Annotated in this window: 21 protein-coding genes; 10 read left to right on the top strand and 11 right to left on the bottom strand. The window is 68.6% G+C overall.

Translation table 11 applies throughout. The annotated features are described in order from the left end of the window. Positions 1-94 precede the first annotated feature (94 nt). Genes OHA64_RS21510 through OHA64_RS21520 form a run of 3 tightly spaced genes read left to right on the top strand, consistent with a single transcriptional unit; the run spans position 95 to position 3,293 of the window. The gene (locus OHA64_RS21510; RefSeq protein WP_405615441.1) at positions 95-985 is read left to right on the top strand and encodes an alkaline phosphatase family protein; all 891 of its coding nucleotides are present in this window, start codon (positions 95-97) and stop codon (positions 983-985) included. 5 nt (positions 986-990) lie between these two features. Then, a complete protein-coding gene (locus OHA64_RS21515; RefSeq protein WP_405615443.1) occupies positions 991-2,274 on the top strand; it encodes an MFS transporter in 1,284 nt (427 codons plus the stop codon). Next, positions 2,271-3,293 (top strand): TolB family protein, encoded by a 1,023-nt coding sequence (locus OHA64_RS21520; RefSeq protein WP_405615445.1) that lies wholly within the window; start codon positions 2,271-2,273, stop codon positions 3,291-3,293. Before OHA64_RS21515 ends, OHA64_RS21520 begins: the two co-directional genes overlap by 4 nt. 465 nt (positions 3,294-3,758) lie before the next feature. On the opposite strand, the gene OHA64_RS21525 is transcribed toward OHA64_RS21520, so the two are convergent. Together OHA64_RS21525 and OHA64_RS21530 are read right to left on the bottom strand one after the other, a co-directional pair. Continuing rightward, positions 3,759-5,303: a cellulase family glycosylhydrolase gene (locus OHA64_RS21525; RefSeq protein WP_405615448.1), complete on the bottom strand. Its 1,545-nt coding sequence runs from the start codon at positions 5,301-5,303 to the stop codon at positions 3,759-3,761. Between the two features lie 161 nt (positions 5,304-5,464). Then, entirely contained in the window at positions 5,465-6,436 is a 972-nt protein-coding gene (locus OHA64_RS21530) for a WD40 repeat domain-containing protein (RefSeq protein ID WP_405615449.1), read from the bottom strand. 98 nt (positions 6,437-6,534) lie between these two features. Between OHA64_RS21530 and OHA64_RS21535 the strand changes: the two genes are divergently transcribed. The 3 genes from OHA64_RS21535 to OHA64_RS21545 all read left to right on the top strand — a co-directional run bounded on the left by OHA64_RS21535 (position 6,535) and on the right by OHA64_RS21545 (position 8,979). Continuing rightward, positions 6,535-7,218, top strand: a complete 684-nt coding sequence (locus OHA64_RS21535; RefSeq protein ID WP_405615451.1) for a GDSL-type esterase/lipase family protein — start codon at positions 6,535-6,537, stop codon at positions 7,216-7,218. 88 nt (positions 7,219-7,306) lie between these two features. After that, a complete protein-coding gene (locus OHA64_RS21540; protein ID WP_405615453.1) occupies positions 7,307-7,912 on the top strand; it encodes a Uma2 family endonuclease in 606 nt (201 codons plus the stop codon). A 74-nt stretch (positions 7,913-7,986) separates the two neighbouring features. Continuing rightward, positions 7,987-8,979, top strand: coding sequence for an aldo/keto reductase (locus tag OHA64_RS21545; protein ID WP_405615456.1), 993 nt, complete (start codon positions 7,987-7,989; stop codon positions 8,977-8,979). 140 nt (positions 8,980-9,119) lie between these two features. On the opposite strand, the gene thpR is transcribed toward OHA64_RS21545, so the two are convergent. Further along, positions 9,120-9,692: an RNA 2',3'-cyclic phosphodiesterase gene (thpR, locus tag OHA64_RS21550; protein ID WP_405615458.1), complete on the bottom strand. Its 573-nt coding sequence runs from the start codon at positions 9,690-9,692 to the stop codon at positions 9,120-9,122. Positions 9,693-9,804: 112 nt separating this feature from the next. On the opposite strand from thpR, the gene OHA64_RS21555 reads away from it, so the two are divergent. Beyond that, complete coding sequence (locus OHA64_RS21555; RefSeq protein WP_405615461.1) at positions 9,805-10,392, top strand: Uma2 family endonuclease; 588 nt, start codon at positions 9,805-9,807, stop codon at positions 10,390-10,392. A gap of 12 nt (positions 10,393-10,404) precedes the next feature. On the opposite strand, the gene OHA64_RS21560 is transcribed toward OHA64_RS21555, so the two are convergent. Together OHA64_RS21560 and OHA64_RS21565 are read right to left on the bottom strand one after the other, a co-directional pair. Continuing rightward, positions 10,405-11,676, bottom strand: a complete 1,272-nt coding sequence (locus tag OHA64_RS21560; RefSeq protein ID WP_405624045.1) for an MFS transporter — start codon at positions 11,674-11,676, stop codon at positions 10,405-10,407. 231 nt (positions 11,677-11,907) lie between these two features. Further along, complete coding sequence (locus OHA64_RS21565; protein ID WP_362449553.1) at positions 11,908-12,345, bottom strand: MarR family transcriptional regulator; 438 nt, start codon at positions 12,343-12,345, stop codon at positions 11,908-11,910. Positions 12,346-12,495: 150 nt separating this feature from the next. Here OHA64_RS21565 and OHA64_RS21570 point away from each other — a divergent pair, with 150 nt between their 5' ends. Then, positions 12,496-12,678 (top strand): ribbon-helix-helix protein, CopG family, encoded by a 183-nt coding sequence (locus OHA64_RS21570; RefSeq protein ID WP_095752075.1) that lies wholly within the window; start codon positions 12,496-12,498, stop codon positions 12,676-12,678. Between the two features lie 54 nt (positions 12,679-12,732). On the opposite strand, the gene OHA64_RS21575 is transcribed toward OHA64_RS21570, so the two are convergent. Further along, positions 12,733-14,184 carry an NCS2 family permease gene (locus OHA64_RS21575; protein WP_405615464.1) on the bottom strand — a complete coding sequence of 484 codons (1,452 nt, stop codon included), beginning with the start codon at positions 14,182-14,184 and terminating at the stop codon, positions 12,733-12,735. Positions 14,185-14,354: 170 nt separating this feature from the next. Between OHA64_RS21575 and OHA64_RS21580 the strand changes: the two genes are divergently transcribed. Further along, positions 14,355-14,636 carry a DUF2530 domain-containing protein gene (locus tag OHA64_RS21580; RefSeq protein WP_405615466.1) on the top strand — a complete coding sequence of 94 codons (282 nt, stop codon included), beginning with the start codon at positions 14,355-14,357 and terminating at the stop codon, positions 14,634-14,636. A 128-nt stretch (positions 14,637-14,764) separates the two neighbouring features. Continuing rightward, positions 14,765-17,155 (top strand): cation-translocating P-type ATPase, encoded by a 2,391-nt coding sequence (locus OHA64_RS21585; protein ID WP_405615468.1) that lies wholly within the window; start codon positions 14,765-14,767, stop codon positions 17,153-17,155. A gap of 130 nt (positions 17,156-17,285) precedes the next feature. Here the strand turns inward: OHA64_RS21585 and OHA64_RS21590 are convergent, their stop codons facing one another. The 5 genes from OHA64_RS21590 to OHA64_RS21610 all read right to left on the bottom strand — a co-directional run bounded on the left by OHA64_RS21590 (position 17,286) and on the right by OHA64_RS21610 (position 22,785). After that, complete coding sequence (locus OHA64_RS21590) at positions 17,286-18,128, bottom strand: hypothetical protein (protein WP_405615470.1); 843 nt, start codon at positions 18,126-18,128, stop codon at positions 17,286-17,288. A 205-nt stretch (positions 18,129-18,333) separates the two neighbouring features. Continuing rightward, positions 18,334-19,227, bottom strand: coding sequence for a hypothetical protein (locus OHA64_RS21595; RefSeq protein ID WP_405615472.1), 894 nt, complete (start codon positions 19,225-19,227; stop codon positions 18,334-18,336). 201 nt (positions 19,228-19,428) lie between these two features. Further along, positions 19,429-20,337, bottom strand: coding sequence for a hypothetical protein (locus OHA64_RS21600; RefSeq protein WP_405615474.1), 909 nt, complete (start codon positions 20,335-20,337; stop codon positions 19,429-19,431). Between the two features lie 257 nt (positions 20,338-20,594). Beyond that, entirely contained in the window at positions 20,595-22,145 is a 1,551-nt protein-coding gene (locus OHA64_RS21605; protein WP_405615476.1) for an FG-GAP-like repeat-containing protein, read from the bottom strand. A gap of 133 nt (positions 22,146-22,278) precedes the next feature. After that, on the bottom strand, positions 22,279-22,785 hold the full coding sequence (locus OHA64_RS21610) for a hypothetical protein (protein WP_405615478.1): 507 nt from the start codon (positions 22,783-22,785) through the stop codon (positions 22,279-22,281). Positions 22,786-23,009: the final 224 nt, after the last annotated feature.

Genomic DNA, 23,009 nt, shown 5'->3' on the forward strand with positions numbered 1-23,009 from the left:
CCCCCGCGACGCGCGGCCGGGTCCCCGGTCGCGCACCTAGGGTTACGGCGCTGCCACCCCCCGTACGTCCGTCACCGCTGTCCGGAGGACAGGTATGACCGCCGTCAAGGCCGCCAAGCCCAGCAGACGTCCCCTCGCCTCACTCGCCGGAGCCGTTGCCCTCACCGCCGGTTCGATCGGCCTGTGGGCCGTCACCGGCACCACCGCTCAGGCCGCCGCTCTCCCCACCCCCGACCACGTCGTGGTCGTGGTGATGGAGAACCACGCCTACTCGCAGGTGATCGGCAGCTCCAGCGCCCCGTACCTCAACAACACCCTGAAGGCGGGTGGCGCCAACCTCACGCAGTCCTACGGCCTCACCCACCCCAGCGAGCCGAACTACTACATGCTGTTCTCGGGCTCCAACCAGGGCCGCACCGACGACAGTTGCGTCGGCGTCGGGTCCCTCTCCGCGCCCAACCTCGCCTCCGAACTGATCGCCGCCGGGAAGACCTGGGCGAGCTACAACGAGTCGCTGCCCAGCCAGGGTTCGACGACGTGCAGCAGCGGCGACTACGCGCAGAAGCACAACCCCTGGTTCGGCTTCTCCAACGTGCCGACGAGCACCGCGAAGACCTTCGCGCAGTTCCCGACCGACTACACGACCCTGCCTAAGGTGTCCTTCGTCGTCCCGAACCTGTGCAGTGACATGCACGACTGCTCGGTCTCCACGGGCGACACCTGGATCAAGAACAACCTGGGCGCCTACGCCACCTGGGCCAAGACCCACAACAGCGTCCTCGCCGTCACCTTCGACGAGGACAACAAGCTGTCCGGCAACCGCATCCCCACCGTCCTGTACGGGCAGCACGTCGCCGCCGGCAGCTCCAGCGCCACCACCTACAACCACTACAACGTGCTGCGCACCGTGGAGGACCTGGCCGGTCTGACCGCGCACGCGGGCAACGCCGCCTCGGCGTCCGACATCACCGGCATCTGGAACTGACGCCGGTGTACCTCGCGGACTCCCGCGGTACGAAGGCCGCCGTCGTCCCGGACTCAAGTCCGGGGCGGCGGTCGGCCGCCGTGCCCCCCGCCGTGCTGGCCCTGGGTGCGGTCAGCCTCATCACGGACGTCTCCTCGGAGATGGTCACGGCCGTCCTGCCGCTCTACGTGGTCACGGCGCTCGGCCTGTCCCCCCTCGGTTTCGGCCTCCTCGACGGCATCAACAACGGCGTCGGGGCCCTGGTACGGCTGGCCGGCGGCCACCTCGCCGACCGGGGAGGACGCCGCCACAAGGTGGTGGCGGGCCTCGGCTACGGCCTGTCGGCGGTGTGCAAACCGCTGCTGCTGCTCGCCCACACCCTCCCCGTGATCAGCGCCGTCCTCGCGGTCGACCGCACCGGCAAGGGGCTGCGCACCGCTCCCCGGGACGCGATGATCTCGCTGTCCACCGAACCCGCGCACCGGGGACGGGCGTTCGGGGTGCACCGCGCCATGGACACCACCGGCGCGCTGCTCGGCCCGCTCGTCGCGTTCGCCGTACTGCGGGCCACCGTCGACGGCTACGACGCGGTCTTCGCGGTCAGCGGCTGCGTGGCCGCCCTCGGCGTCCTGGTCCTGCTGCTCTTCGTACCCCGCCGCATCGCCCCCGCCGACGCCGTACGCCTTCCCGAACCGCCACCGGCGCTGCGCGACTCGCTCGCCCTGCTGCGCCGACCCGAACTGCGCCGCCTCACCCTGTGCACCGCGCTCCTCGGTCTCACCACCGTCAGCGACTCCTTCCTCTACCTCCTCCTGCAACGCGAGGGGAACCTGTCCGCCCATCTGTTCCCGCTGCTGCCGCTGGGCACGGCAGCCGTCTTCCTGCTGCTGGCCGTCCCCCTCGGCACCCTCGCCGACCGCGTCGACCGCCGCCGGCTCTTCCTGGCCGGCCACGGAGTCCTGCTGCTCGGCTACGGCCTGGTGCTCTCCCCCTGGCACGGCGTCCCGGCCGTGATCGCCGTCCTCGTCCTGCACGGCAGCTTCTACGCGGCCACCGACGGCGTACTCGCGGCCGCCACGGCGGGTGCCGTCCCGGCACGGCACCAGGGTGCCGGACAGGCGTTGGTGGGCACCGGCCAGGCGCTGGCCCGGTTCGGCTGCTCGCTCGCCTTCGGCGCGGCGTGGAGCCTGTGGGGCGGGCGGACCGCCCTCGCCGTCACCGCCGCCGCACTGGCCGTCAGCGCCGTCATGGCCTCGTTCCTTCTCCGTACCGCCCCTGAGACCGATGAGGCCGATGAGGTGTCCGCATGACCAGAACCGCCCGTCTGACGATCCTGCTCGCCGCCGTTCTGCTCCTCGGGGCGGTCGGTACCGGGGCCGTGCTGCACGCCGCCCACCGATCGGGCCTGCGTGACCAGCAGCAGGCGGACGGTCCGACCGTACGGGCCGGTACCGTCTCGCTCCGGCCGACGACCGGCCGTCGGCTGCTGGTACGCAACCTGGCCTGGGGCCCGCACCGCGACGAGATAGCCGCCGTGCCCGCCGACGATCCGCAGGGGCCGCGCACCGTGTCCGGCGTCAAGTGCCTGCGCTTCCACGCGGCTGCGGGAACCGCCGTCTGTCTGCGGGCCGTTCACGGCACGCTGGAGGACAGCTACCGCGCGGTGGTACTCGACTCGCACCTGCGCGAACTGCACCACTTCCCGGCGGCGGGCATCCCCACCCGGGCCCGGGTCTCGCCCTCCGGTCATCTGGTCGCCTGGACGGTCTTCGTCAGCGGGGACTCGTACGCCGGCACCGACTTCTCCACCCGCACCGCCATCGTCGACACCCGCACCTGGGCGATCGACGACAACCTGGAGACCTTCCACATCACCAAGGACGGCCATCCGTACCGCGCCGCGGACACCAACATCTGGGGTGTCACCTTCGCCGACGACACGCACTTCTACGCCACGCTGGCGACGGGCGGCCACACCTACCTCGTCCGCGGCGACGTTTCGGCACGCACCCTCACCACCGTGCACCGCAACGTGGAATGTCCCTCGCTCTCGCCCGACGGCACGCGGATCGCCTACAAGAAGCGCGTCGCGGGGGCCTCTCCGGACGCTCCCTGGCGCCTCTACGTCCTGGACCTGCGCACCATGAAGGAAACCGCGACCGCCGAGCAGCGCAACATCGACGACCAGGCGCTGTGGTCCGGCAACGGCACGCTGGTCTACGCCCTCCCCGGCGACTACGGCTCGGACCTGTGGACCGTCCCCGCCGACGGCACCGGCGCGGCCCGCCGGCTGATGACCTCCGCCGTCGCCCCCGCCTATCTGGGGTGACGGACAGGCCGGGGCCCAACAGGCTTCCGCAGCGGCCGAGTCGGTCACACGAGGGGCGCCCGGCGGACACCGGGTGCCTTCTCGTTGGGACGGGATTCCACTCCCCTCACCGCGAAGGTAGGGTGCCGGGACATCAAACTGAAGGGCGTGACATACAAGTGCAGCGCCATCGGGGACTGTTCGGCCGCCGCGAACTGAGCCATGGAGAGCGATTCCTTTTCTCCGTGGCGCTGGTCGTGGTGAGCCTGCTGTGGATCACCCAGGACATGGCCCCCTGGGCGGCGGCACTGTGTGGCGTCGGCGCGGTCGGAGGAGCACTGGGAGTGCTCTACTTCGGGTCGCGCTTTCTTCGCGCACGCGGGAACTCGCGATGAGGTTTCGCCCATGAGGGAAACCCGGTGAAGCACACCACGTGAGACAGAGGGGCGCCCGGCAGCACCGGGCGCCCCTCCTCGGTACGGAGTCTCACGTCGCCGTGCAGCTCACACTCGGCACACCCCCGCCCCCGGGCGCACCCCCGAACCCGAAGCTCGCCGAACCGCCCACCGGGACCGCCCCGTTGTGATCGGCGTTGGCGGCGGTCACGCTCGCCCCGGACTGTGTGTACGACGCGTTCCACATGCTGGTGACCTTCTGCGCGCCGGGCCAGGTCCACGTCACCTTCCACGACTTCAGCGCGGTCGTACCCGAGTTGGTCACCTTCACCTCCGCGTTGAAGCCGCCGCCCCAGTCGCTGCTGACGGTGTAGGCGGCGGTGCAGGCGGCGGTGCCGCCTGCCGGACCGCCCGGGTCACCGGGATCGCCGGGACCACCGCCGCCCGCCGGGAAGCCCGGCGCCTTGATGCTCGCCAAATAGCCGTCCTTCACCGTGTCCACGGTCTGCCAGTCGTCCTTGAGGATCCCGCCGGTGTCACCGGAGTTGGGATTCCAGGACCAGAACGTCCAGTGGAAGGAGTCGGCCCCGTTCGTCGACGTCGGCCGGAGGTAACTCACCAGTGCGGCCAGCCACTTCTGGTCCACCGTCGACTGGAGGGTGGTACCGAACTCGCCCACCCACACGGGCGCGATGTTCTGCTTGAAGATGTACCCCCAGTACTTGTCCCAGATCCCCGGCATGTTGTTCGGGAACGTCGGGTCGCTGAACCAGCTCTGCTGGGCGACGCTGGTGGCGTAGTCGTGGGCGGAGTACACGACCCGGTTGGCCACGTCGAGCTGTACCGGGTACTGGGCGACGCCCATCAGGTTGCCGCCCCACCAGCCGGAGACACCGTTGAAGGTCTGCACGCCCTCGACGAAGATCAGCAGCTCGGGGTTGACGGACAGCACCGCGTTCCCGGCGCGCTGGGCCGCCAGCCGCCAGTCCCTCGTCGTGTCGCCGCAGCCCCAGCAGGCGGGGTCGTGGGGCTCGTTGTGCAGGTCGATGCCGACGACGGTGGTGTTGCCCTTGTAACGGGTCGCCAGCGACTTGAGGTTGGTGATCCAGGTCGACTCGGGGACCGCGGCCGTGTACCAGAGCGCCGACTGGCCGGCGGAGTCCGGGCGGTGCCGGTCCAGGATGACCTTCAGGCCGTCCTGACCGGCGTACGAGACGATCCTGTCCAGGACCTGGAGGGAGTTGAGGCCCTGGAGGTCGGCGTTCTTGCCGCCGGAGAAGTCGATGCTGACGGGCGCGGTGGAGCTCTTGAAGATGTCGTCGCTGAACGGGATGCGCAGGGTGTTGTAGCCCAGCGACCTCATCTGGTCGATCATGCTCTTGTAGTCGCGGGACCACAGGCCGTGGACCACGTAGTTGGCGGTCTCGAAGCCGAACCAGTTGATCCCGGCGACCCGGACCGGCTGCCCGGCCGCGTCCAGGATCTGACGGCCGCTGGTGTGCCAGTAGCCGGCGCCGGCCTCGGCCGCCCGCACGGTGCCGGGCTCCGCCGCGTGGGCCGTCTGCGCTCCGGCCCCCAGTGGTAACAGGAGCGCGGCCGCCACCGCGCACAGCGCTCTTCGCAAGCTGCGGAACATGTCGCTGCTTCCTCTCGGGAGGCGCGGGCCCGGAACGGATGGGAGCGCTCCCATCCCCGCACCTTCCATGGAAGACAGGTCACATGGACACGTCAAGAGAGTCGACGTCACCTTGTGTCCGGAGCGGTCCGCGCGTGCGCGCCACCGAACGGGCCGCGGGCTCAGGAGCGACGGAATAGCCTCCGGAACCCGAACAGCGCCGCGACCGCGACCACCGCGATCGCGCCGACCTTGACGTTGCCGCTCGTGCCGCCGTCGCCGCCACCGTCGGATTCGCCCGAACTCCCGCTCCCCGACGGCGACTTGGCACCGGAGCCACCGGGCGCGTCCCTGGCCTCCACCGGACTGTCGGTGCCCTCGCTGCCGTACATCAGCCTCGTGCCGTCGGCGGAGTAGCTGACGGACTCGCCCTGGCCTTGAAGGGGCACGCTGAGCCGCCCCTTCCGCTTGATCTTCCCGCCGTTCCAGTCGTACCAGATGCCTCCGAGGTACCCGCGTACGGCGAGCTGCTTGCCGTCCGGGGAGAGGGCGGCGTCGGTGGCCCACAGGTCGACGGCGGCGATCGGTTTGAAGATGTTGGTGCCGGAGGCGGAGAGCTTCGCGGGCCCCTCGTAGAGATGCCCGCCGTCCTCCTTCTTGTCGATGATGTACGGCCGCCCGGTCCGGGGATCCACGACGAGCGACTCGGCGTCCCGGGCCCCGTCGGAGTACTTCACGACGTACTGCGTGGCGCGGATGGTCTGGTTCTTGAGCTGTTTGGGCTCGGACAGCTGGTAGATCCACACGTACGACCAGCCGCCGCCCAGGTTGTCCCCGATGTCACCGACGTAGATCTGGTTGTCGGGCCCGATGGAGATCGCCTCGACGTCACGCGGGGTGCCGACGCCGGTGAGGGTGATCGTGGCGACGGTCTTGCCGGTGGAGCTGTCGACGGCGTAGAGGTACGGGCCGTCGTCGCTGTCGTTGTGCGTCCAGTAGACGCCGGGGTGCTGACGGGAGGCGGCGAGTCCGCTGGACTCGGTGATACGGGGGTCCGACATGGTGAACCCCTCGTCTCCGTCCGCGGCGGAGGCCGGCACGGCGAGCACACCGACGAGGAAGCCCGCGGCAAGGAACGCAAGGGAGCGACGCATGCCCCAAGACTGCCATCCCGGCCCCGATGTGACGGCGCGTGGCGGGCCTCACACGCTCGCGCCCCCCACCCGTTCCGGAGATCGTCCATCATGAGCGGATGCTTAGGATCATGCCGGTCGGCGACTCCATGACGATCGGGAGCGCGGGCGAACACACCTGGCGCTACTGGATGTGGCGCCACCTGTGCACGACGCACGGCGGCCCGTTCGCCCTGGTCGGCCCGCGTGAGACGCTCCACGACAAGGTGACGGACGCCCCCACCTCGTACGCGTACGCCGACCCGGACTTCCCGCGCGCCCACCTGGCCGGCTGGGGCGAGGGCTGGCTGCACATGGCCCCGCTGATCGGCGAGGCGGTACGGGGGACCGGGGCGGACGTCCTCCTCGTCTCGCTCGGCCTGATCGACCTGGGCTTCTACACGAACGCCGAGCAGACGACGGAGAACGTCCGGGCCTTTGTGGCGGGGGCCCGGGAGGCCAACCCTCGGATACGCGTCGTCCTGCTGCCGGTGATCCCGAACGTACGGGCCCTGACGGACGCGGGCTTCGGGACCCAGGTGGCGCTCTTCAACGACCTGCTGGCGAAGACCGCGGCCGACCTGGACGAGCCGCGCTCACCCCTGCTGCTGGCGTCGCTCCCGCCGTCGTACGACATCCACACCGACACCTACGACGGGACGCACCCGAACGAGAGCGGCGAGCGCAAGATCGCGGCGGCGTTCGCGGACGCGATGCACCAGGCGTGGGACCTGGCGGAGCCGGACCGGGCCGAAAGCGCCTGACGGAATCCGGGCGTGCCCTGGTCACGCTGCGTATCGTTGTACTGCGCGGCTGCACTCGTCCGAGCTGCAGCCGGGGAGGAGCGCCACGATGACCGTCCTTGAAGACAGGATCGAGATGGCCGAGAGCAGCGAGAACAGCGCGAGTGGCGACGAACCCACGCTCGACGCGCTGTTCAAGTGGCTTGAAGAGAGTCCCATCCCCGAGGGCTACAAGACCGAGATCGTCGGGGGGAACATCTTCATGTCACCTCAGCGGGACACCCATTGGGACATCACCCTGGACATCGTCGAGCAACTGCGCGCCAAGTACCCGCGGAAGCGCCTGAAGTCCGACGTCCGTATCGACTACCCGGGCCACCTCAACGGTTTCGCCTCCGACGTGACGCTCGTGGCCGACGGCGCCGACAAGGACGACAAGGGCCTCTGGCGCCACCAGGACGTCGTGTTCGTCGCCGAGGTGATCTCGAAGAGTACGGGCGCCAACGACTACGGCCCCAAGAAGACCGCGTACGCCGAGGCCGAGGTCCCCGTCTACCTCGTCGTCGACCCATACCAGGGCAGGTGCCTCCTATACACGCATCCCAAGGGCGGCGACTACGCGACCGAGACGAAGGTGCCGTTCGGGGACGACGTCGACCTCACCGGCACCGTCGTGGACCTCGTCCTCAAGACGGCCGAGTTCCCCCGGGACTGAGGCAGGCGCCGGCTCCGAGCCGCCGGCAGGAGATGCTTGCATAGAGCGCACTCCAAGTCGTTGGCTTGGGGACCATGAAGTACACGCAGCTCGGACGCACGGGACTCAAGGTCAGCCGACTCGTCCTCGGCACCATGAACTTCGGTCCGCAGACCGACGAAGCGGACAGCCACGCGATCATGGACGCGGCGCTGGACGCGGGGATCAACTACTTCGACACGGCCAACGTCTATGGCTGGGGCGAGAACAAGGGCCGTACCGAGGAGATCATCGGTAGCTGGTTCGCCAAGGGTGAGGGCCGCCGCGACAAGGTCGTACTCGCCACCAAGGTCTACGGCAACATGGCCGGGGACGGCCCCTCCTGGCCGAACCACGACAAGCTGTCCGCCGTCAACATCCGGCGAGCGGTCGACGCGTCGCTGAAGCGGCTCCAGACCGACTACATCGACGTCTACCAGTTCCACCACATCGACCGCTCGACTCCCTTCGAGGAGATCTGGCAGGCGATCGACGTCCTCGTCCAGCAGGGGAAGATCCTCTACGCCGGGTCGTCCAACTTCCCCGGCTACAAGATCGCCCAGGCCAACGAGATCGCCGCCCGGCGCGGCGGCACCATCGGTCTCGTCAGCGAGCAGTGCCTGTACAACCTGGCCGAGCGCCGCGCCGAGATGGAGGTCATCCCGGCCGCGCAGGAGTACGGCCTCGGGGTCATCCCCTGGTCGCCGTTGCAGGGCGGGCTGCTGGGCGGCGTCATCAAGAAGGAGGTCGCGGGCGGTCGGCGCGCGAGCGGGCGGGCCGCGGACACCCTCGCCAACCCCGCCGCACGCGCCCAGATCCAGGCCTACGAGGACCTGCTCGAGAAGCACGGGATCGAGCCGGGTGAGGCCGCTCTGGCCTGGCTGCTCACCCGCCCGGGCGTGACCGGCCCGATCGTCGGTCCGCGCACCGCCGAGCAGCTCGACTCCGCGCTGCGCGCGGTCGAGCTGGAGCTGGGCGAGGAACTGCTGACCGGCCTGGAGGAGATCTTCCCCGGCCCGGGGCCGTCTCCGGAGGCCTTCGCCTGGTAGGCGGCGGCCCTCAGGGCTGTCGGCCGGCGGGGGTCGGGAACTACCTCCCGACCGCCGCCGCCACCGCGACCACGACGAACATCAGCACGAGCGCACCGGCCATGATCCGGTTCCGGGTTTTCGGGTCCACGCCTTCGAGCCTAACCGGCCGCCTCCAGGGGCCAGCGGCCGACCGTCTCGTAGCGGGGCTGTTCTCCTGGCACCCCCGACGTCGGCAGGTTGCTGCGGACCAGTGTCAGCTCGTCCACCGTCCAGGTACGGCTCGTGAACCCCTTCAGGACCTCCAGGAAGGGGTGGACGTCCACTTCCTCGCGGCTGCGGGCCACCGTGAGATGGGCCTTGTACCGGCGGTGCTCCCCCATGAGTACGCCCGCCTTGCGCGCCGCCGACTCGGCTCGGTCCGCCAGCAGCCGCAGTGCGGGCACATCACCCTCCGCGCCCGCCCACAGCGCCCGCCCGTGCCCGAACTGCCCGCCGCCGCGCACCGCCAGCGGGAAGGGCGCGGTGCGGTGCGCGGCTCGCTCCAGCCGCGCCGACAGTTCCGGTACGAGGTCGTCGTCCACCTCGCCGTAGAAGGCGAGGGTGTAGTGCCAGCCGGGGCGGCCGGTCCAGCGCAGGCCGTCCGCACCGGGGAGCTTCCGCAACTCGGCCACCTCGGCGGCGAGTTCGCTGGTCACGTCCTCGGGGGGCAGCACGGCGGCGAAGAGTCTCATGGGGTCAGTGTGCCCGCCGGGCCCGCACGCCCGGGCGTGTCCCGGTCACCGTACGTATCGTTGTACTGCGCGGCTGCACTCGTCCACAGGGCAGCCGGGGAGGAGCGCCACGATGACCGTCGTAGACGACAGGATCGCCATGGCCGACGCCAACACCAAGCGCTTGGACGAGTGGTTCGAGCGGCTTGAGCGGATGCCCGTCCCCGAAGGCTTCAGGGTCGAGATCGTCGAGGGCAACGTTCACATGACGCCGCAGCGCGACACCGACTGGCAGATCATTCGCCGGATCGTACGGGCGGTCGAGGACAGGTTCGGGATGGACGCCAAGATCTTTTCGGACGTACGCATCGACTTCCCCGGCCACGAGAACGGCTTCTGCCCGGACGTGGCCCTGCTCAGCGCCTCGGCGGTGAAGGACGACGAGGGACGCTGGCGCCATGAGGACGTCGAGTTCGTCGCCGAGGTCATCTCCCGGGGTACGGCAGCCAACGACTACGGCCCCAAGAAGACCGCGTACGCGCTGGCCGAGGTTCCCGTGTACCTCATCGCCGACCCGTATCAGGGCAAGTGCCGTCTCTACCTCAGCCCCAAGGGCGACGACTACGGGATCGAAACGAAGGTCGCCTTCGGAGACGACGTGGATCTCACCGACACCGTCGTCGGCCTCACCCTCGAGACCGACGACTTCCCCCGCGACTGACGCCCCACAGGACTACGCCGCCGCGGCCAGCTCCTCCCGCTCCCGCGGCACGAAAGCGACCCGCGGATGCCCGCCGTTCCAGCCCACGGACAGGCGCAGGTTGCCCACCCGGGCGAGGACCAGGCCGATCGTGACGGCCGCGGCCGCCGCGATGGCACCGCCCACCGCCAGGCCCACCCGGACGCCGTACGCGTCCGTGACCCAGCCGGCGATCGGGGCGCCCACGGGCGAGCCGCCCAGGAAGACCATCATGTAGAGGGCCATCACGCGGCCGCGCATGGCCGGGTCGGTGGTCATCTGGATGCTGGTGTTCGCGGTGACGTTGACGGTCATCCCGAACATCCCGATCGGGGCCATGAGCAGGGCGAACAGCCACAGGGACGGGGCCGCCGCGGCCACCAGCTCCATCGCGCCGAAGGCCACCGCCGCCGCGATCAGCACCCGCATCCGGGTGGTGCCGCGCCGGGCCGCCAGCAGGGCGCCCGCGAGGGAGCCGATCGCCATCAGCGTGTTGAAGAGGCTGTAGGAGCCGGCGCCCGCGTCGAAGACGTCGTCGGCGAAGGCCGAGAGGTAGACGGGGAAGTTGAAGCCGAAGGTGCCGATGAACCCGACCAGGACGATGGTCCAGATCAGGTCGGGGCGGCCGGCGACGTAGTGCAGGCCCTCCCTCAGCTGGCCCTTGGCGCGCGGGGCACGCTCGACGACGTGCAGGTCACGTGCGCGCATCAGCAGCAGGCCGGCGATGGGCGCGACGAAGGACAGACCGTTGGCGAGGAACGCGTAGCCGGTGCCCACGCCGGTGATCATCAGGCCGGCGACGGCGGGACCGACCAGGCGGGCCGACTGGAAGTTCGCGGAGTTCAGGCTGACCGCGTTCTGCAGCTGGCCCGGGCCGACCAGCTCGGAGACGAAGGACTGGCGGGCCGGGTTGTCGACGACCGTGGCGAGGCCGACAGCGAAGGCGGCGAGGTAGACATGCCAGATCTGGACGTGTCCGGAGAGGGTGAGGACGGCGAGCGCGATCGCGGTGAGGGCCATCGCCGCCTGGGTGACGAGCAGGGTGGGCCGCTTGCGCAGCCGGTCGACCAGGACACCGCCGTAGAGGCCGAACAGCAGCATCGGCAGGAACTGCAGGGCTGTCGTGACGCCGACGGCGGTCGAGGAGCCGGTGAGGCTGAGGACCAGCCAGTCCTGGGCGATGCGCTGCATCCAGGTGCCGATGTTGGAGACGACCTGGCCGAGGAAGAAGAGCCGGTAGTTACGGACCTTGAGCGAGCTGAACATCGAGGACTTGCGGGCGGCGCCCTCGACGGGCGCCTTGGGCGAGAGCTCGGGGGTGGGCGAGAGCTCGGGGGTGGTCGGTTGCTCGGGACTGGTCGAGGAGTCACGTGCGGCCGGGGCGTCGTGTGCGGTCGGGGTGTCGTGTGCGGTTGGGGTGTCGTGGGTGGTCGGTGCGGGGGCGGAGTCTGCTCCGGGTCCCGAACTCAAAAGGGCTCGCCTCCTCGTGAACGCTGCTTACCGGTGTGCGAGCTTCTCCAGCACGGGGGCGGCGGCGCGTAGTTTCGCCCACTCGTCCTCGTCGAGACCGTCGACCAGGGTGGCCAGGAAGGCGTTCCGCTTGCGGCGGCTCTCCTCGAGCATGGCCTCGGCCTGCTCGGTCTTCGTGACGACCTTCTGGCGGCGGTCCTCGGGATGCGGCTCCAGGCGGACCAGCCCCTTGGCTTCGAGCAGCGCCACGATCCGGGTCATCGACGGCGGCTGGACATGCTCCTTGCGGGCGAGTTCGCCCGGGGTGGCCTTGCCGCAGAGGGACAGGGTGCCGAGCACCGACATCTCGGTGGGGCTCAGCGACTCGTCGACCCGCTGGTGCTTGAGTCGACGCGACAGTCGCATCACGGCGGAGCGAAGGGAGTTCACGGCGGCAGCGTCGTCGCCATGGGTAAGGTCCGGCATCTCTTTAGGGTAACTCATTACTCTGGCTAAACAAGCGGGGGTACACAGCGATTCCCGTGACGCGGGCCACTGAAACGCGACCATCACCCGAACGAGTGACGCGGCGGCGGAAAGTGAACGTCAGTGGCAACCTGCCGCGACCCTCATGTCATGGGGACCAGTGTGCTCAGCCTGCGGATAGACGGGGAGCTGCTCGAACGGCTCCGACACCACGCGGCGAAGAGGGGAATGAGCGTCCAGGACTACGTCGTCCGGACGCTCGTTCGCGACGACTTCGACGAGCGGTTCCAGGCAGCCGTCGACGAGACGGAGAAGTTCTACGGCGTCACGTGAGCCCTCCGGCCCACGCGAGGCGTCCACGTGATCAGGTGAGGCCGAGGGCCGGCATCACGTGAGGCCGAGGGCCGGCATCAGGTAGTAGAAGGCGAACACGGCCGACACGGCGTACATCGCGGCCGGGATCTCCTTGCCCCGGCCGGCCGCCAGTCGCAGCACCACGAAGGTGATGAAGCCCATGCCGATGCCGTTGGTGATCGAGTAGGTGAACGGCATCATCACCATGGTCACGAAGGCCGGCACCGCGATGGTGTGGTCGGCCCAGTCGATCTCCTTGACCGAGCCGGCCAGGATCAGGTAGCCGACCGCGAGCAGGGCCGGGGTGGCGGCCTGGGACGGGACCATCGTGGCGACCGGGGTCAGGAAGAGCGCCACGGCGAACAGGCCGCCGGTGACGACGTTCGCGAAGCCGGTGCGGGCGCCCTCGCCGACGCCGGCGGTGGACTCGACGAAACAGGTGGTGGCCGACGAGCTGCTGGCACCGCCCGCGGCGACCGCGATGCCGTCGACGAAGAGGACCTTGTTGATGCCGGGCATCTGGCCCTGGGCGTCGGTCAGCTGGGCCTCGTCGCTGACGCCCATGATCGTGCCCATCGCGTCGAAGAAGCACGACAGCAGCACGGTGAAGACGAAGAGGACGCCGGTCAGCACGCCGACCTTGTCGAAGCCGCCGAAGAGGCTGACCTTGCCGAGCAGACCGAAGTCGGGGGTGGCGACGGGGTTGCCGGGCCACTTGGGGGTGGTGAGGCCCCAGGACGGCACCGTCGCGACCGCGTTGATGCTCACGGCCAGGACCGTCATCGTGACGATCGATATGAGGATCGCGCCGGTGACCTTGCGGACGATGAGGGCGAGGGTGAGCAGGGCACCCAGGACGAAGACGAGGACCGGCCAGCCGTTCAGGTGACCGTCGGCGCCGAGCTGGAGCGGGACGGTGGTGTGGGCGACGTCCGGGATCCGGGAGATGAAGCCGGAGTCGACGAGGCCGATCAGCATGATGAACAGGCCGATGCCGATGGAGATGGCCTTGCGCAGGCCGTAGGGCACGGCGTTCATGACGCGCTCGCGCAGGCCCGTGGCGACCAGCAGCATCACGACGAGGCCGGCCAGGACGACCATGCCCATCGCGTCCGGCCAGGACATCCTGGGTGCGAGCTGGAGGGCGACGACCGAGTTCACGCCGAGACCGGCGGCGAGCGCGATCGGCACGTTGCCGACGACGCCCATCAGGAGGGTGGTGAACGCCGCCGTCACGGCCGTCGCCGTCACCAGCTGGCCGTTGTCGAGCTGGTGACCGTACATGTCCTTCGCGCTGCCGAGGATGATCGGGTTCAGCACGATGATGTAGGCCATCGCGAAGAAGGTGGCGAATCCGCCCCGGACCTCACGGGACAGGGTGCTGCCCCGCTCCGTGATCCGGAAGTAGCGGTCGAGTGCGCCGTGCGCGGGCGTGCCGCCCGGTTGACCGGACGCGGGAACCTTGGCGGGGGCCGAGGTGGGCATGCGAGACCTCATCACCAGCGGCTTTCCCCCAGGCGCCCTTGGTGTTTCGTACGAAGAGAAGTGGCCGGACACAAACGGGTTCAGTATGAACGTATGCCTGCCGGGAAGCCATCTCCGCGCGTAGACAACGTCCGGGCAGCGCGGACGGGGGACGGTCGTAAGCTGTGCCCATGGCCGTGTTCTCTTCGGGATCCCTCAAGCACGAGGCGCCGGAGCCCCTTGAGGGCCCCATCGTCCCCACCGTCGTCGGCGGCACGATCCTCTGGTTCGTCCTCTTGCTGGTGCAGCTCCCCTTCTACGGCTGGTTCGACGACCACGGCCACACATGGTGGTTGTGGACCTGCCTGGCCGGGGGCGGGCTCGGGTTCATCGGCATCTGGTACGTCCGCCGGCGGGACGCCGCGATCAAGAGGTCGGCCGCCGAGGACGGGCCTGTCACCGCCGCGGAGTGACCGGCGGTCCGTAGGCCCGTGGGCTCGTAGTACCAGGGCATCACTCGCCGCCGCGCCTCTCCTCCGCAAGTCGGATCTTCCGCGCACTCGGCGGGTGAAGGCGTAAATCCGCACGTACCGTCGGATGCATGACCCACATGGACGCGGGCGCCGAAGTCGATCCTGCGCGCACCACGACGGCCCCGGCCGTGAGCGGTCTCAGCACCGCCGAGGTCGCGGAGCGGGTCGCCCGCGGGCAGGTCAACGACGTGCCGGTGCGCAGCAGCCGGTCCATGACCGAGATCGTCCGCGCGAACGTCTTCACCCGGTTCAACGCGATCATCGGTGTGCTCTGGCTGGTCATGCTGGTCGTCGCGCCGATCCAGGACAGCCTGTTCGGCTTCGTGATCCTCGCCAACACCGGGATCGGGATCGTCCAGGAGTGGCGGGCCAAGAAGACCCTTGACTCGCTCGCCGTGATCGGGGAGGCCCGGCCGACCGTACGGCGGGACGGGATCGCCTCCGAGGTCGCCACCAGCGAGATCGTGCTGGACGATCTCATCGAGATCGGGCCCGGCGACAAGGCCGTCGTGGACGGGGTGTGCCTCGAGGCCGACGGGCTGGAGATCGACGAGTCGCTGCTGACCGGCGAGGCCGATCCCGTGGTGAAGCGGCCGGGCGACCAGGTCATGTCGGGCAGCTTCGTGGTAGCCGGCGGCGGTGCCTTCACGGCGACCAAGGTCGGGCGCGAGGCATACGCCGCCCAGCTCGCCGAGGATGCCTCCCGGTTCACGCTCGTCCACTCCGAGCTGCGCTCCGGTATCTCCACGATCCTCAAGTACGTGACGTGGATGATGGTCCCGACCGCGATAGGCCTGGTCATCAGCCAGTTGTTCGTCAAGGACAACGACCTCGGGGACTCGGTCGCGCGGACGGTCGGCGGGATCGTGCCGATGGTCCCGGAGGGGCTGGTCCTGCTCACCTCCGTCGCCTTCGCCATCGGCGTCATCCGACTCGGCCGAAAACAGTGCCTGGTGCAGGAACTCCCGGCCATCGAGGGCCTCGCCCGCGTCGACACGGTCTGCCTCGACAAGACGGGCACGCTGACCGAGGGCGGCATGGACGTCACCGAGGTGCGGGCGCTGGGCGGCGGTGACGAGACGTACGTACGCAAGGTCCTGGGCGCCCTCGGGAAGGCCGACCCCCGGCCGAACGCCTCGCTCCAGGCGATCATCGACGCCTACCCGGACGTCGAGGGCTGGCGCCGCACCGAGTCGCTGCCGTTCTCCTCCGCCCGCAAGTACAGCGGCGCCTCCTTCACCGAGGGGAACGGGGAGACCAGCACCTGGCTGCTCGGCGCCCCCGACGTGCTGCTGCCCGCCGACGACCCCGACCTCGCCGAGACCGAGCGGCTCAACGAGAAGGGCCTCAGGGTGCTGCTGCTGACCCGGGCCGTCCGCGACCTCGGCGATCCCGAGGTGGCCGCCGGTGCCCGGCCCGCCGCGCTCGTCGTACTGGAACAGCGGCTGCGTCCGGACGCGGCCGACACGCTCGGCTACTTCGCCGAGCAGGACGTCCGCGCCAAGGTCATATCCGGGGACAACGCGGTCTCGGTGGGCGCGGTGGCCGCCAAGCTGGGGCTGAGCGGTTCCACGGTGGACGCGCGCCGGCTGCCCGCCGACCGGGACGGCATGGCCGAGGCGCTCGACGAGGGCACGGTGTTCGGGCGGGTCACCCCGCAGCAGAAGCGGGACATGGTGGGCGCGTTGCAGTCGCGCGGGCACACGGTCGCGATGACCGGTGACGGCGTGAACGACGTGCTCGCGCTGAAGGACGCCGACATCGGGGTGGCCATGGGGTCGGGGTCGGAGGCCACCCGGGCGGTCGCGCAGATCGTGCTGCTCAACAACAGCTTCGCGACGCTGCCCTCGGTGGTCGCGGAGGGCCGGCGGGTCATCGGCAACATCACTCGGGTGGCGACCCTGTTCCTGGTGAAGACGGTCTACTCGGTGCTGCTGGCGGTCCTCGTGGTCTGCTGGCAGGTCGAGTACCCCTTCCTGCCCCGTCATCTGACGCTGCTGTCCACCCTGACCATCGGCATCCCGGCCTTCTTCCTGGCCCTCGCGCCCAACAAGGAACGCGCGAAGCCGCACTTCGTCCGGCGGGTCATGCGGTACTCGATCCCCGGCGGGATCGTGGCGGCGGTCGCGACCTTCGTGACGTATCTGATCGCCCGTCACCACTACACCGGCGGCGGCGCGTTGGAAGCGGAGACCAGCGTCGCCACGCTGACGCTCTTCCTGATCTCCATGTGGGTACTGGCGATCATCGCCCGCCCCTACACCTGGTGGCGGATCGCCCTGGTCGCGGCGATGGGCGCCGGGTTCCTGGTGGTCCTGGTGGTGCCGGGGCTCCAGGACTTCTTCGCGCTGAAGCTGGTCGGGGTGGCGATGCCGTGGCTGGCGGTCGGCCTCTCGGTGGTGGCGGCGGCCGTCCTCGAACTCGCGTGGAGATGGGTCGACCGCCGCGTTGCCGCTTAGCGCTGGGCCAGGGCCGTTCTGTTTGACGAGGCTCCCGTTGAGTGTCGTCCGCGGGAGCCTCGTGGCTGGTCGCGCGCACGCGGCGGAGCCGCATGTCTATACAGCCCCGCGCCCCTTATAGGGACGCGTTTTACTTGACGTCTACGTAGTCGCCGGTGGCGTTGACGGCCGGAGTGGTCGAGGTGCCCGCGAAGCTGAAGCGCCAGTAGCCGTCGTAGGTGGCGGTGGCGGTGGCCTTCAGGTTGCCGGTCGAGTCCGAGGTCACCGTCTTGATCGTGGTGTACGTGGCGCTGCCGGCCTTGCGGAACTGGAGTTTGACGGGCTGGCCGGTGTAGCCGTGGTACTGGCCGTCCTCCCAGTTGGCGCGGGACAGCTTGCCCGTGGAGGTCACGGTCTTGCCCTTGTAGACCGGCTCGGGACCGGCGTTCACGGTGAGCTTGGAGTAGCGCTGCACCAGGGTGCTGGCGAGGCCGCCCTGGTCCTTGTAGCCGACCTTGCTGTAGTCGATGCTGCTGGAGGACGGGTCCTGGCCATTGAAGGCGGTCGCCTCCGCGGCGGCGTGCCAGGTACCTGCGTCCGCGTTGGTGAGGTCGCCCTCGGCGGGGCCGATGTCGACCGAGCCGGTGCAGGTGGCCGTGGTCGACGAGGTCGTCGTGCAGGTGGAGAAGTCGTGGTCGTAGATCTCGTTCGTCGAGTCGTCGTACGAGCCGCGGTATATGAAGGCGTCGGTGAAGAAGTCGTCCGCCGTGATGTCGACGCCCGAGCCGTGGGTCAGCGTGTAGGAGACCTTGGCGGAGACCTCGTTGGTGGTGCCGACCTTGATCGCCGAGGCGATCTTGAAGTTCGAGAAGCTGACGTCCAGCGTGTACGGAGTGCCGGAGTCGACCGCCTGGGCCGCCGGAGCGGCGAGGGCGGTGAGGGCCAGGGCGCCGGTCAGGGCGGAGACGGCGGCCAGCTTGGCTCTTGTGCGCATTGCGTTCCCCTGGGGGAGAAGTGATCTAGGAGTCTGTTGACCCAGGCGATCAGATCCACGAAGGGCCGGTGGGGTTGTAGCCACTCGGCTTGTTTTGGCCGCTGCATGGGCAACGCTTGGCTTCCGCATGACGAAAGCGGAACACCGGCCTCAGAAGAAGGTCAGGAGGCCGGCGTTCTGTCGCTGCCATCGCTTTCGTCGCTGGTTACGACGTCACGTCGACATAGTCCCCCGCGGCGTTGACCGCCGGGGTCGTCGAGGTGCCCGCGAAGCTGTAGCGGAAGTAGCCGTCGACCGACGCCTTCACGGTGGTGCTCAGGTTGCCCGTGGAGTTCGTCTTGATGGTCTTGACGGTGGTGTACGTGCTGGAGCCCGCCTTGCGGAACTGCAGCTTCACCGACTGGCCGGTGTAGCCGTGGTACTTGCCGTCCTCCCAGTTCGCGCGGGACAGCTTGCCCGTGGCGGTGATGGTCTTGCCCTTCTTCACCGGCTCCGGCGAGGCGTTGACCGTCAGCTTGGAGGTGCGCTGGAGCAGGGTCTTGCCGAGGTCGCCCTGCACCTTCTCGCCGCGGGTGCTGTACGTGAGGGCCAGCCCGCCTCCCGACCAGGTGCCGGCGTCGGAGTTGGCCAGCCAGTCCTCGCTCCGGTCGATCTCGATGACGCCCTTGCAGTCGGCTGTCGTCGCCGAGGTGGCGGTGCAGGTGGCCGGGTACTCACCGAAGAGCATGTTCCTCGCCTCGTCGACCGACGAACCCTTGTACAGGATGGGGCCGTTGGCGAAGTCCTCGGAGGTGATGTCGATGTCGGCGCCATGGGTCAGCGTGTAGGTGGCCGCCACGGAAACACTGCCGCTGGTCCCGACCTTGATCGCCTTGGCGATCTTGAAGTTCGAGAAGCTGACGTCGGGGGCGGGTGGAGCGGCAACGGCCCGGAACGCGGTTCTGCCCGAGCCGGACGAGTTGATGTGCGACAACGCCTGCTCGGCGCGCGCACGGTAGGAAGGGCTGGACGAAGCGTCGTCGGCCTGCGCGGCCGGGACGACGAACGCGGAAAGAGCGAGGGCGCCGGAGACGGCGGCCACGGTGGCGCGTATACGCATGCTGATCCCCCACGTGGAAAAGGGCTCCGCAGGTGGTCGTTCCCGTGGAGCCTGTTCAGTCACGTAGTCAGATGCGTGGCAGATGCGAAAGGTTCACCCCGGCGAGCAGGAAGGGCGCCGACGGAAGCTCCGCCGACGCCCTCTCCCTACGTCACATCGTCTGACGCACGGCGCCTATCGCTCGGCGCCGATCACCATCGCCTATCGCACGTCGACGTAGTCACCCGTGGCGTTGACCGCCGGGGTCGTCGAGGTGCCCGCGAAGCTGTAGCGGAAGTAGCCGTCGACCGTCGCCTTCACGGTGGTGCTCAGGTTGCCCGTGGAGTTCGACTTGATGGTCTTGACGGTGGTGTAGGTGCTGGCGTTCTTCTTGCGGAACTGCAGCTTCACTGACTGGCCGGTGTAGCCGTGGTACTTGCCGTCCTCCCAGTTGGCCCGGGACAGCTTGCCCGCGACGGTGATGGTCTTGCCCTTCTTCACCGGCTCGGGGGAGGCGTTGACCGTCTGCTTCGACAGGCGCTGGAGCTTGAAGGAGTTGGTCGGGTCCTTCACGGCGACACCGACATTGTCCAGGTTCCCGTTCTCCGGGTCCTCACCGTTGTAGGCGACCGCGAAGGCGGCGGCCTTCCATGAACCGGCGTCCGCGTTCATGAGCACCAGCGGGTCGACCTCGACGGTGGCGGTGCACTTGGCCACGGTGGCCGAGGAGTTGGTGCACTTCGCGTCGTTGCTGTCGAACCACCACTCCGAGTCGTAGAACGACGCGCCCCGGTACAGCTCGACCCCCGCGAAGAAGTCGGCGGCCTGGATATTGACGTCCGCACCGTGGGTCAGCGTGAACGAGACAGGCACCTTCACGACCTTGGTGGTGCCGACAACGATGTTCTTGGCGTTGTTCACCTTGACGGCGGAAAAGGTGGCATTGAGGTCGTACGGCGTGCCGACGGCCGCGGCGGCAAACGTCGACCTGCCGACGGTCGAGTGTGCGGCCTCGGAGGCCGCGGCGATGTTCGCGGGAGCCTTCGGCTCTGCGGCCTGCGCGGCCGGCACGGCGAGGGCGGAGAGGGCCAGGGCGCCGGAGACGGCACCCACGGTGGCACGAATACGCATGTGTTCCTTAGTGGAGACGGGGCTCCGGCAGTGGTCGTTCGCTACGACTCGTCGAAGCGCGGAGCCCAAGTGATCGTGGAGCCTGTTGGCTCATGTGATCAGATACTCGATGGATGCGAATGGTTGTACGGACAGATGTGGATTGCGTGAGAAGTGCGGGCACTTTGCGAAGTGCCCGGTCGCGACCGAGACGGACGGATCGGAAGGGACGGGCCCGGGAAACCCGGAACCGGCCCTTGCCCGATGCGTGAAGCCATTCAGACCTTCGGCCACATGCTCTTGCCGACGGCCAGTCCTCCCTTGCCGTCACCTGCGAACCAGCGCAGGTCGCCGTTGGCCTGCACGGCGGCGAGGTCGGCCTTGCCGTCTCCGTTGAAGTCACCGCCCATGACGGGGCGAGTGGTTGTCCAAGACTTGTCGGGCCACATCGAGCGCGCCTTGTCGAAGGTGCCGTCGGTCTTGCCGGGGTAGAGGTGCAGTGCTCCGTCAGCGGCGACTGCGGCGATGTCGTCCCGGCCATCCCCGTTGAAGTCGCCCGTGGCGATGTGCTTCTTCTTCCACGTCTTGTCCGGCCACTTCGACTGCTTCTGGTTGACCAACTTGCCGTTGGCGTCCCTCTTGTACGTGTAGAGGGATCCGTCGGGCCATTGGAACAGCAGTGTGTCGCGTCCGGCTGTTCCGGTCCCGAGGGCGGCGACAGGGAGACCGTCTTTCCATGTGGCGTCCCTCCAGAGCGCCTCGTACGTCCATATCTCCCGGTTCATTGGCAAGGCGCGCCGCTTCCCCAGGAGGAGATCCCCGTCGGCACCGTCGACACCGATCACTTCTGGGCCCGATGCGGCATCAAAGTCGCCAGCGATGATCTTTTTGTGCGTGCTCCAGCCGAGAACACTCAGCGGTCGCCCAAATTCGAGCGTGCCGTCTGGACTGCCGTAGAAGACCTGCAGGCTGCCGTTCGCCATGAGGGACGCTACATCCGTCCGCCCGTCATCATTGAAGTCTGCCGACGTCATGACGTCGGTGATGTGGTCCTTACGAGAGGTTAGCCGGACCCGCTGCACCCACTCCGCGATGTCGTCGACGCGAGTTGCCACGGCCCCCATGCGTGTCTCAGCGGAATTGAAACAGCCTGCGTCCCAGGCGGCGGTGACCACTCCGGCCACGCGTCCGGCGGCGTTGAGCACGGGGGCACCAGCGTCCCCCTTACAAAGGGCCGCACCAGCCTCACTTGGGGAAATCTCCAGGGTCGCGGCGTTCACCGTGTCCACGCCGAAAGAACCTGCGTGGGCTCGACTTGGCACCCATTCGTCCTTGGTGCGTCCGAACCCGACAGCCATGAGTTGGTCACCCTGAGCCGACGGGGTGGTGGCCGCCGTCGCCACGGAAATGTTGGGGAACGGACCGTCAAGGGGGTCCTGAAACGTCGTCTGGTCATCGAGACGCGCCATCACCAGATCGCGGCTCGCGTGCGGTACCAACTCCTGGACCTGCTGCTTCTTGAGCGCCGACAGAGGGGCCCTGTTGCCGTCAATGGTCACCAAGGTCGTGCTTGGGGGCTCTCCCGCAGCAATCTTGAAGCCCTGCTGAGGATCAGCCGCGAAACAACTGGCGGCAGTGAGCACCCACTGCTGATCGACCAGCGTGCCCGAGCAGCTTCGTTCGCTGTCGGAGCCCCAGCCGATGTGCAGCTTTACCGCGAACTCGTGGGTGTTGTCCGCGACTTGGTCACCGACAACGGATTGGGCCGGGGGCGCGGCCACCAGGCCGGCCGTGAGGCCGGTCACCGCGAAGCCGACGGCCCATGCCATGCGCGCCCCGTGCGGACGAGCGTTAGTCACGTTTCCTCGCATCAAAGTATCTTGCTCTCCGCGTATGCGAAGAACGGTGAGAATCCGCGCGTCGCATGGCGCACGGGACATGGGTCATGGATGGCTGAGCAGATCAACCGGTCACAAGAAGTTCGACGAGCACAGACTTGGCGCCCCCGACGGTTCCTTCACCGACGGACTCCCACCCGCCTTTGGCGACAGAGACCTTGGTGGTCTCGCCGTTGGCCGTGAGGTCGGCCTGTATCGGGTGGTCCGCGGCCTCCACGGCGAAGACCCTGGGGAGTTCCAGCGTGAGGCGGCCGGTGTCGCCAAGGGCCTTGAAGCAGTAGGTCCCTGCGCGGCCCGCGGCGGCGTCCTCGACGGTCAGCACCCGGATCTGCTGAGCGGTCTGGTCGCACTCGGCCAGCAGGATGCGCCCGTCTCCCTTCTTCAGCTTGATTCCCTTTTCGGCCAGGATTTTGTCGGCTCCCGGATAACCGTAATCTTCGACTGCGATTGGCGGTGCCGCGGATGCGGGCGCCTGGGCCGGATCGTCGGCGAAGGCGGCGGATACGCCTACCGCAGCGATCATGGACGCCAAAATTCCGGACATGGCGAAGCTTCGGGCACGAAACGGCACCGAAAAAGTCCCTTCAAGCGAGGTTTTAGGGCCTCTAAATGCTCGTGAATGCGCTTGGAAATGCGAGGCCACAGGCAAAGCGAACACAAAGGCGGGACACACCGTAGACACGGGCCCACCTGATCGTCAACACGCTTTCTTCACGCCATGACCGAAACCTTCCCTGACCAACTGGCCACAAAGAAAGATCAATCGGGCATTTCGCCCAGCCGCTCACCCTGCCG

Origin of the sequence: Streptomyces sp. NBC_00076 (assembly GCF_045041235.1) — a bacterium.
GTDB lineage: Bacteria > Actinomycetota > Actinomycetes > Streptomycetales > Streptomycetaceae > Streptomyces.

What these genes read in the sequence shown, in the direction of transcription:
- OHA64_RS21540 (WP_405615453.1), top strand. Translation starts at nt 7,307, where the DNA reads ATGACCGTCCTTGAAGACAGGATCGAGATGGCCGAGAGCAGCGAGAAC.
- OHA64_RS21565 (WP_362449553.1), bottom strand. Translation starts at nt 12,345, where the DNA reads ATGCCGGACCTTACCCATGGCGACGACGCTGCCGCCGTGAACTCCCTT.
- thpR (WP_405615458.1), bottom strand. Translation starts at nt 9,692, where the DNA reads ATGAGACTCTTCGCCGCCGTGCTGCCCCCCGAGGACGTGACCAGCGAA.
- OHA64_RS21530 (WP_405615449.1), bottom strand. Translation starts at nt 6,436, where the DNA reads ATGCGTCGCTCCCTTGCGTTCCTTGCCGCGGGCTTCCTCGTCGGTGTG.
- OHA64_RS21520 (WP_405615445.1), top strand. Translation starts at nt 2,271, where the DNA reads ATGACCAGAACCGCCCGTCTGACGATCCTGCTCGCCGCCGTTCTGCTC.
- OHA64_RS21600 (WP_405615474.1), bottom strand. Translation starts at nt 20,337, where the DNA reads ATGCGTATTCGTGCCACCGTGGGTGCCGTCTCCGGCGCCCTGGCCCTC.
- OHA64_RS21595 (WP_405615472.1), bottom strand. Translation starts at nt 19,227, where the DNA reads ATGCGTATACGCGCCACCGTGGCCGCCGTCTCCGGCGCCCTCGCTCTT.
- OHA64_RS21560 (WP_405624045.1), bottom strand. Translation starts at nt 11,676, where the DNA reads ATGTTCAGCTCGCTCAAGGTCCGTAACTACCGGCTCTTCTTCCTCGGC.
- OHA64_RS21570 (WP_095752075.1), top strand. Translation starts at nt 12,496, where the DNA reads ATGGGGACCAGTGTGCTCAGCCTGCGGATAGACGGGGAGCTGCTCGAA.
- OHA64_RS21575 (WP_405615464.1), bottom strand. Translation starts at nt 14,184, where the DNA reads ATGCCCACCTCGGCCCCCGCCAAGGTTCCCGCGTCCGGTCAACCGGGC.
- OHA64_RS21535 (WP_405615451.1), top strand. Translation starts at nt 6,535, where the DNA reads ATGCTTAGGATCATGCCGGTCGGCGACTCCATGACGATCGGGAGCGCG.
- OHA64_RS21580 (WP_405615466.1), top strand. Translation starts at nt 14,355, where the DNA reads ATGGCCGTGTTCTCTTCGGGATCCCTCAAGCACGAGGCGCCGGAGCCC.
- OHA64_RS21545 (WP_405615456.1), top strand. Translation starts at nt 7,987, where the DNA reads ATGAAGTACACGCAGCTCGGACGCACGGGACTCAAGGTCAGCCGACTC.
- OHA64_RS21525 (WP_405615448.1), bottom strand. Translation starts at nt 5,303, where the DNA reads ATGTTCCGCAGCTTGCGAAGAGCGCTGTGCGCGGTGGCGGCCGCGCTC.
- OHA64_RS21590 (WP_405615470.1), bottom strand. Translation starts at nt 18,128, where the DNA reads ATGCGCACAAGAGCCAAGCTGGCCGCCGTCTCCGCCCTGACCGGCGCC.
- OHA64_RS21605 (WP_405615476.1), bottom strand. Translation starts at nt 22,145, where the DNA reads ATGGCATGGGCCGTCGGCTTCGCGGTGACCGGCCTCACGGCCGGCCTG.
- OHA64_RS21510 (WP_405615441.1), top strand. Translation starts at nt 95, where the DNA reads ATGACCGCCGTCAAGGCCGCCAAGCCCAGCAGACGTCCCCTCGCCTCA.
- OHA64_RS21585 (WP_405615468.1), top strand. Translation starts at nt 14,765, where the DNA reads ATGACCCACATGGACGCGGGCGCCGAAGTCGATCCTGCGCGCACCACG.
- OHA64_RS21555 (WP_405615461.1), top strand. Translation starts at nt 9,805, where the DNA reads ATGACCGTCGTAGACGACAGGATCGCCATGGCCGACGCCAACACCAAG.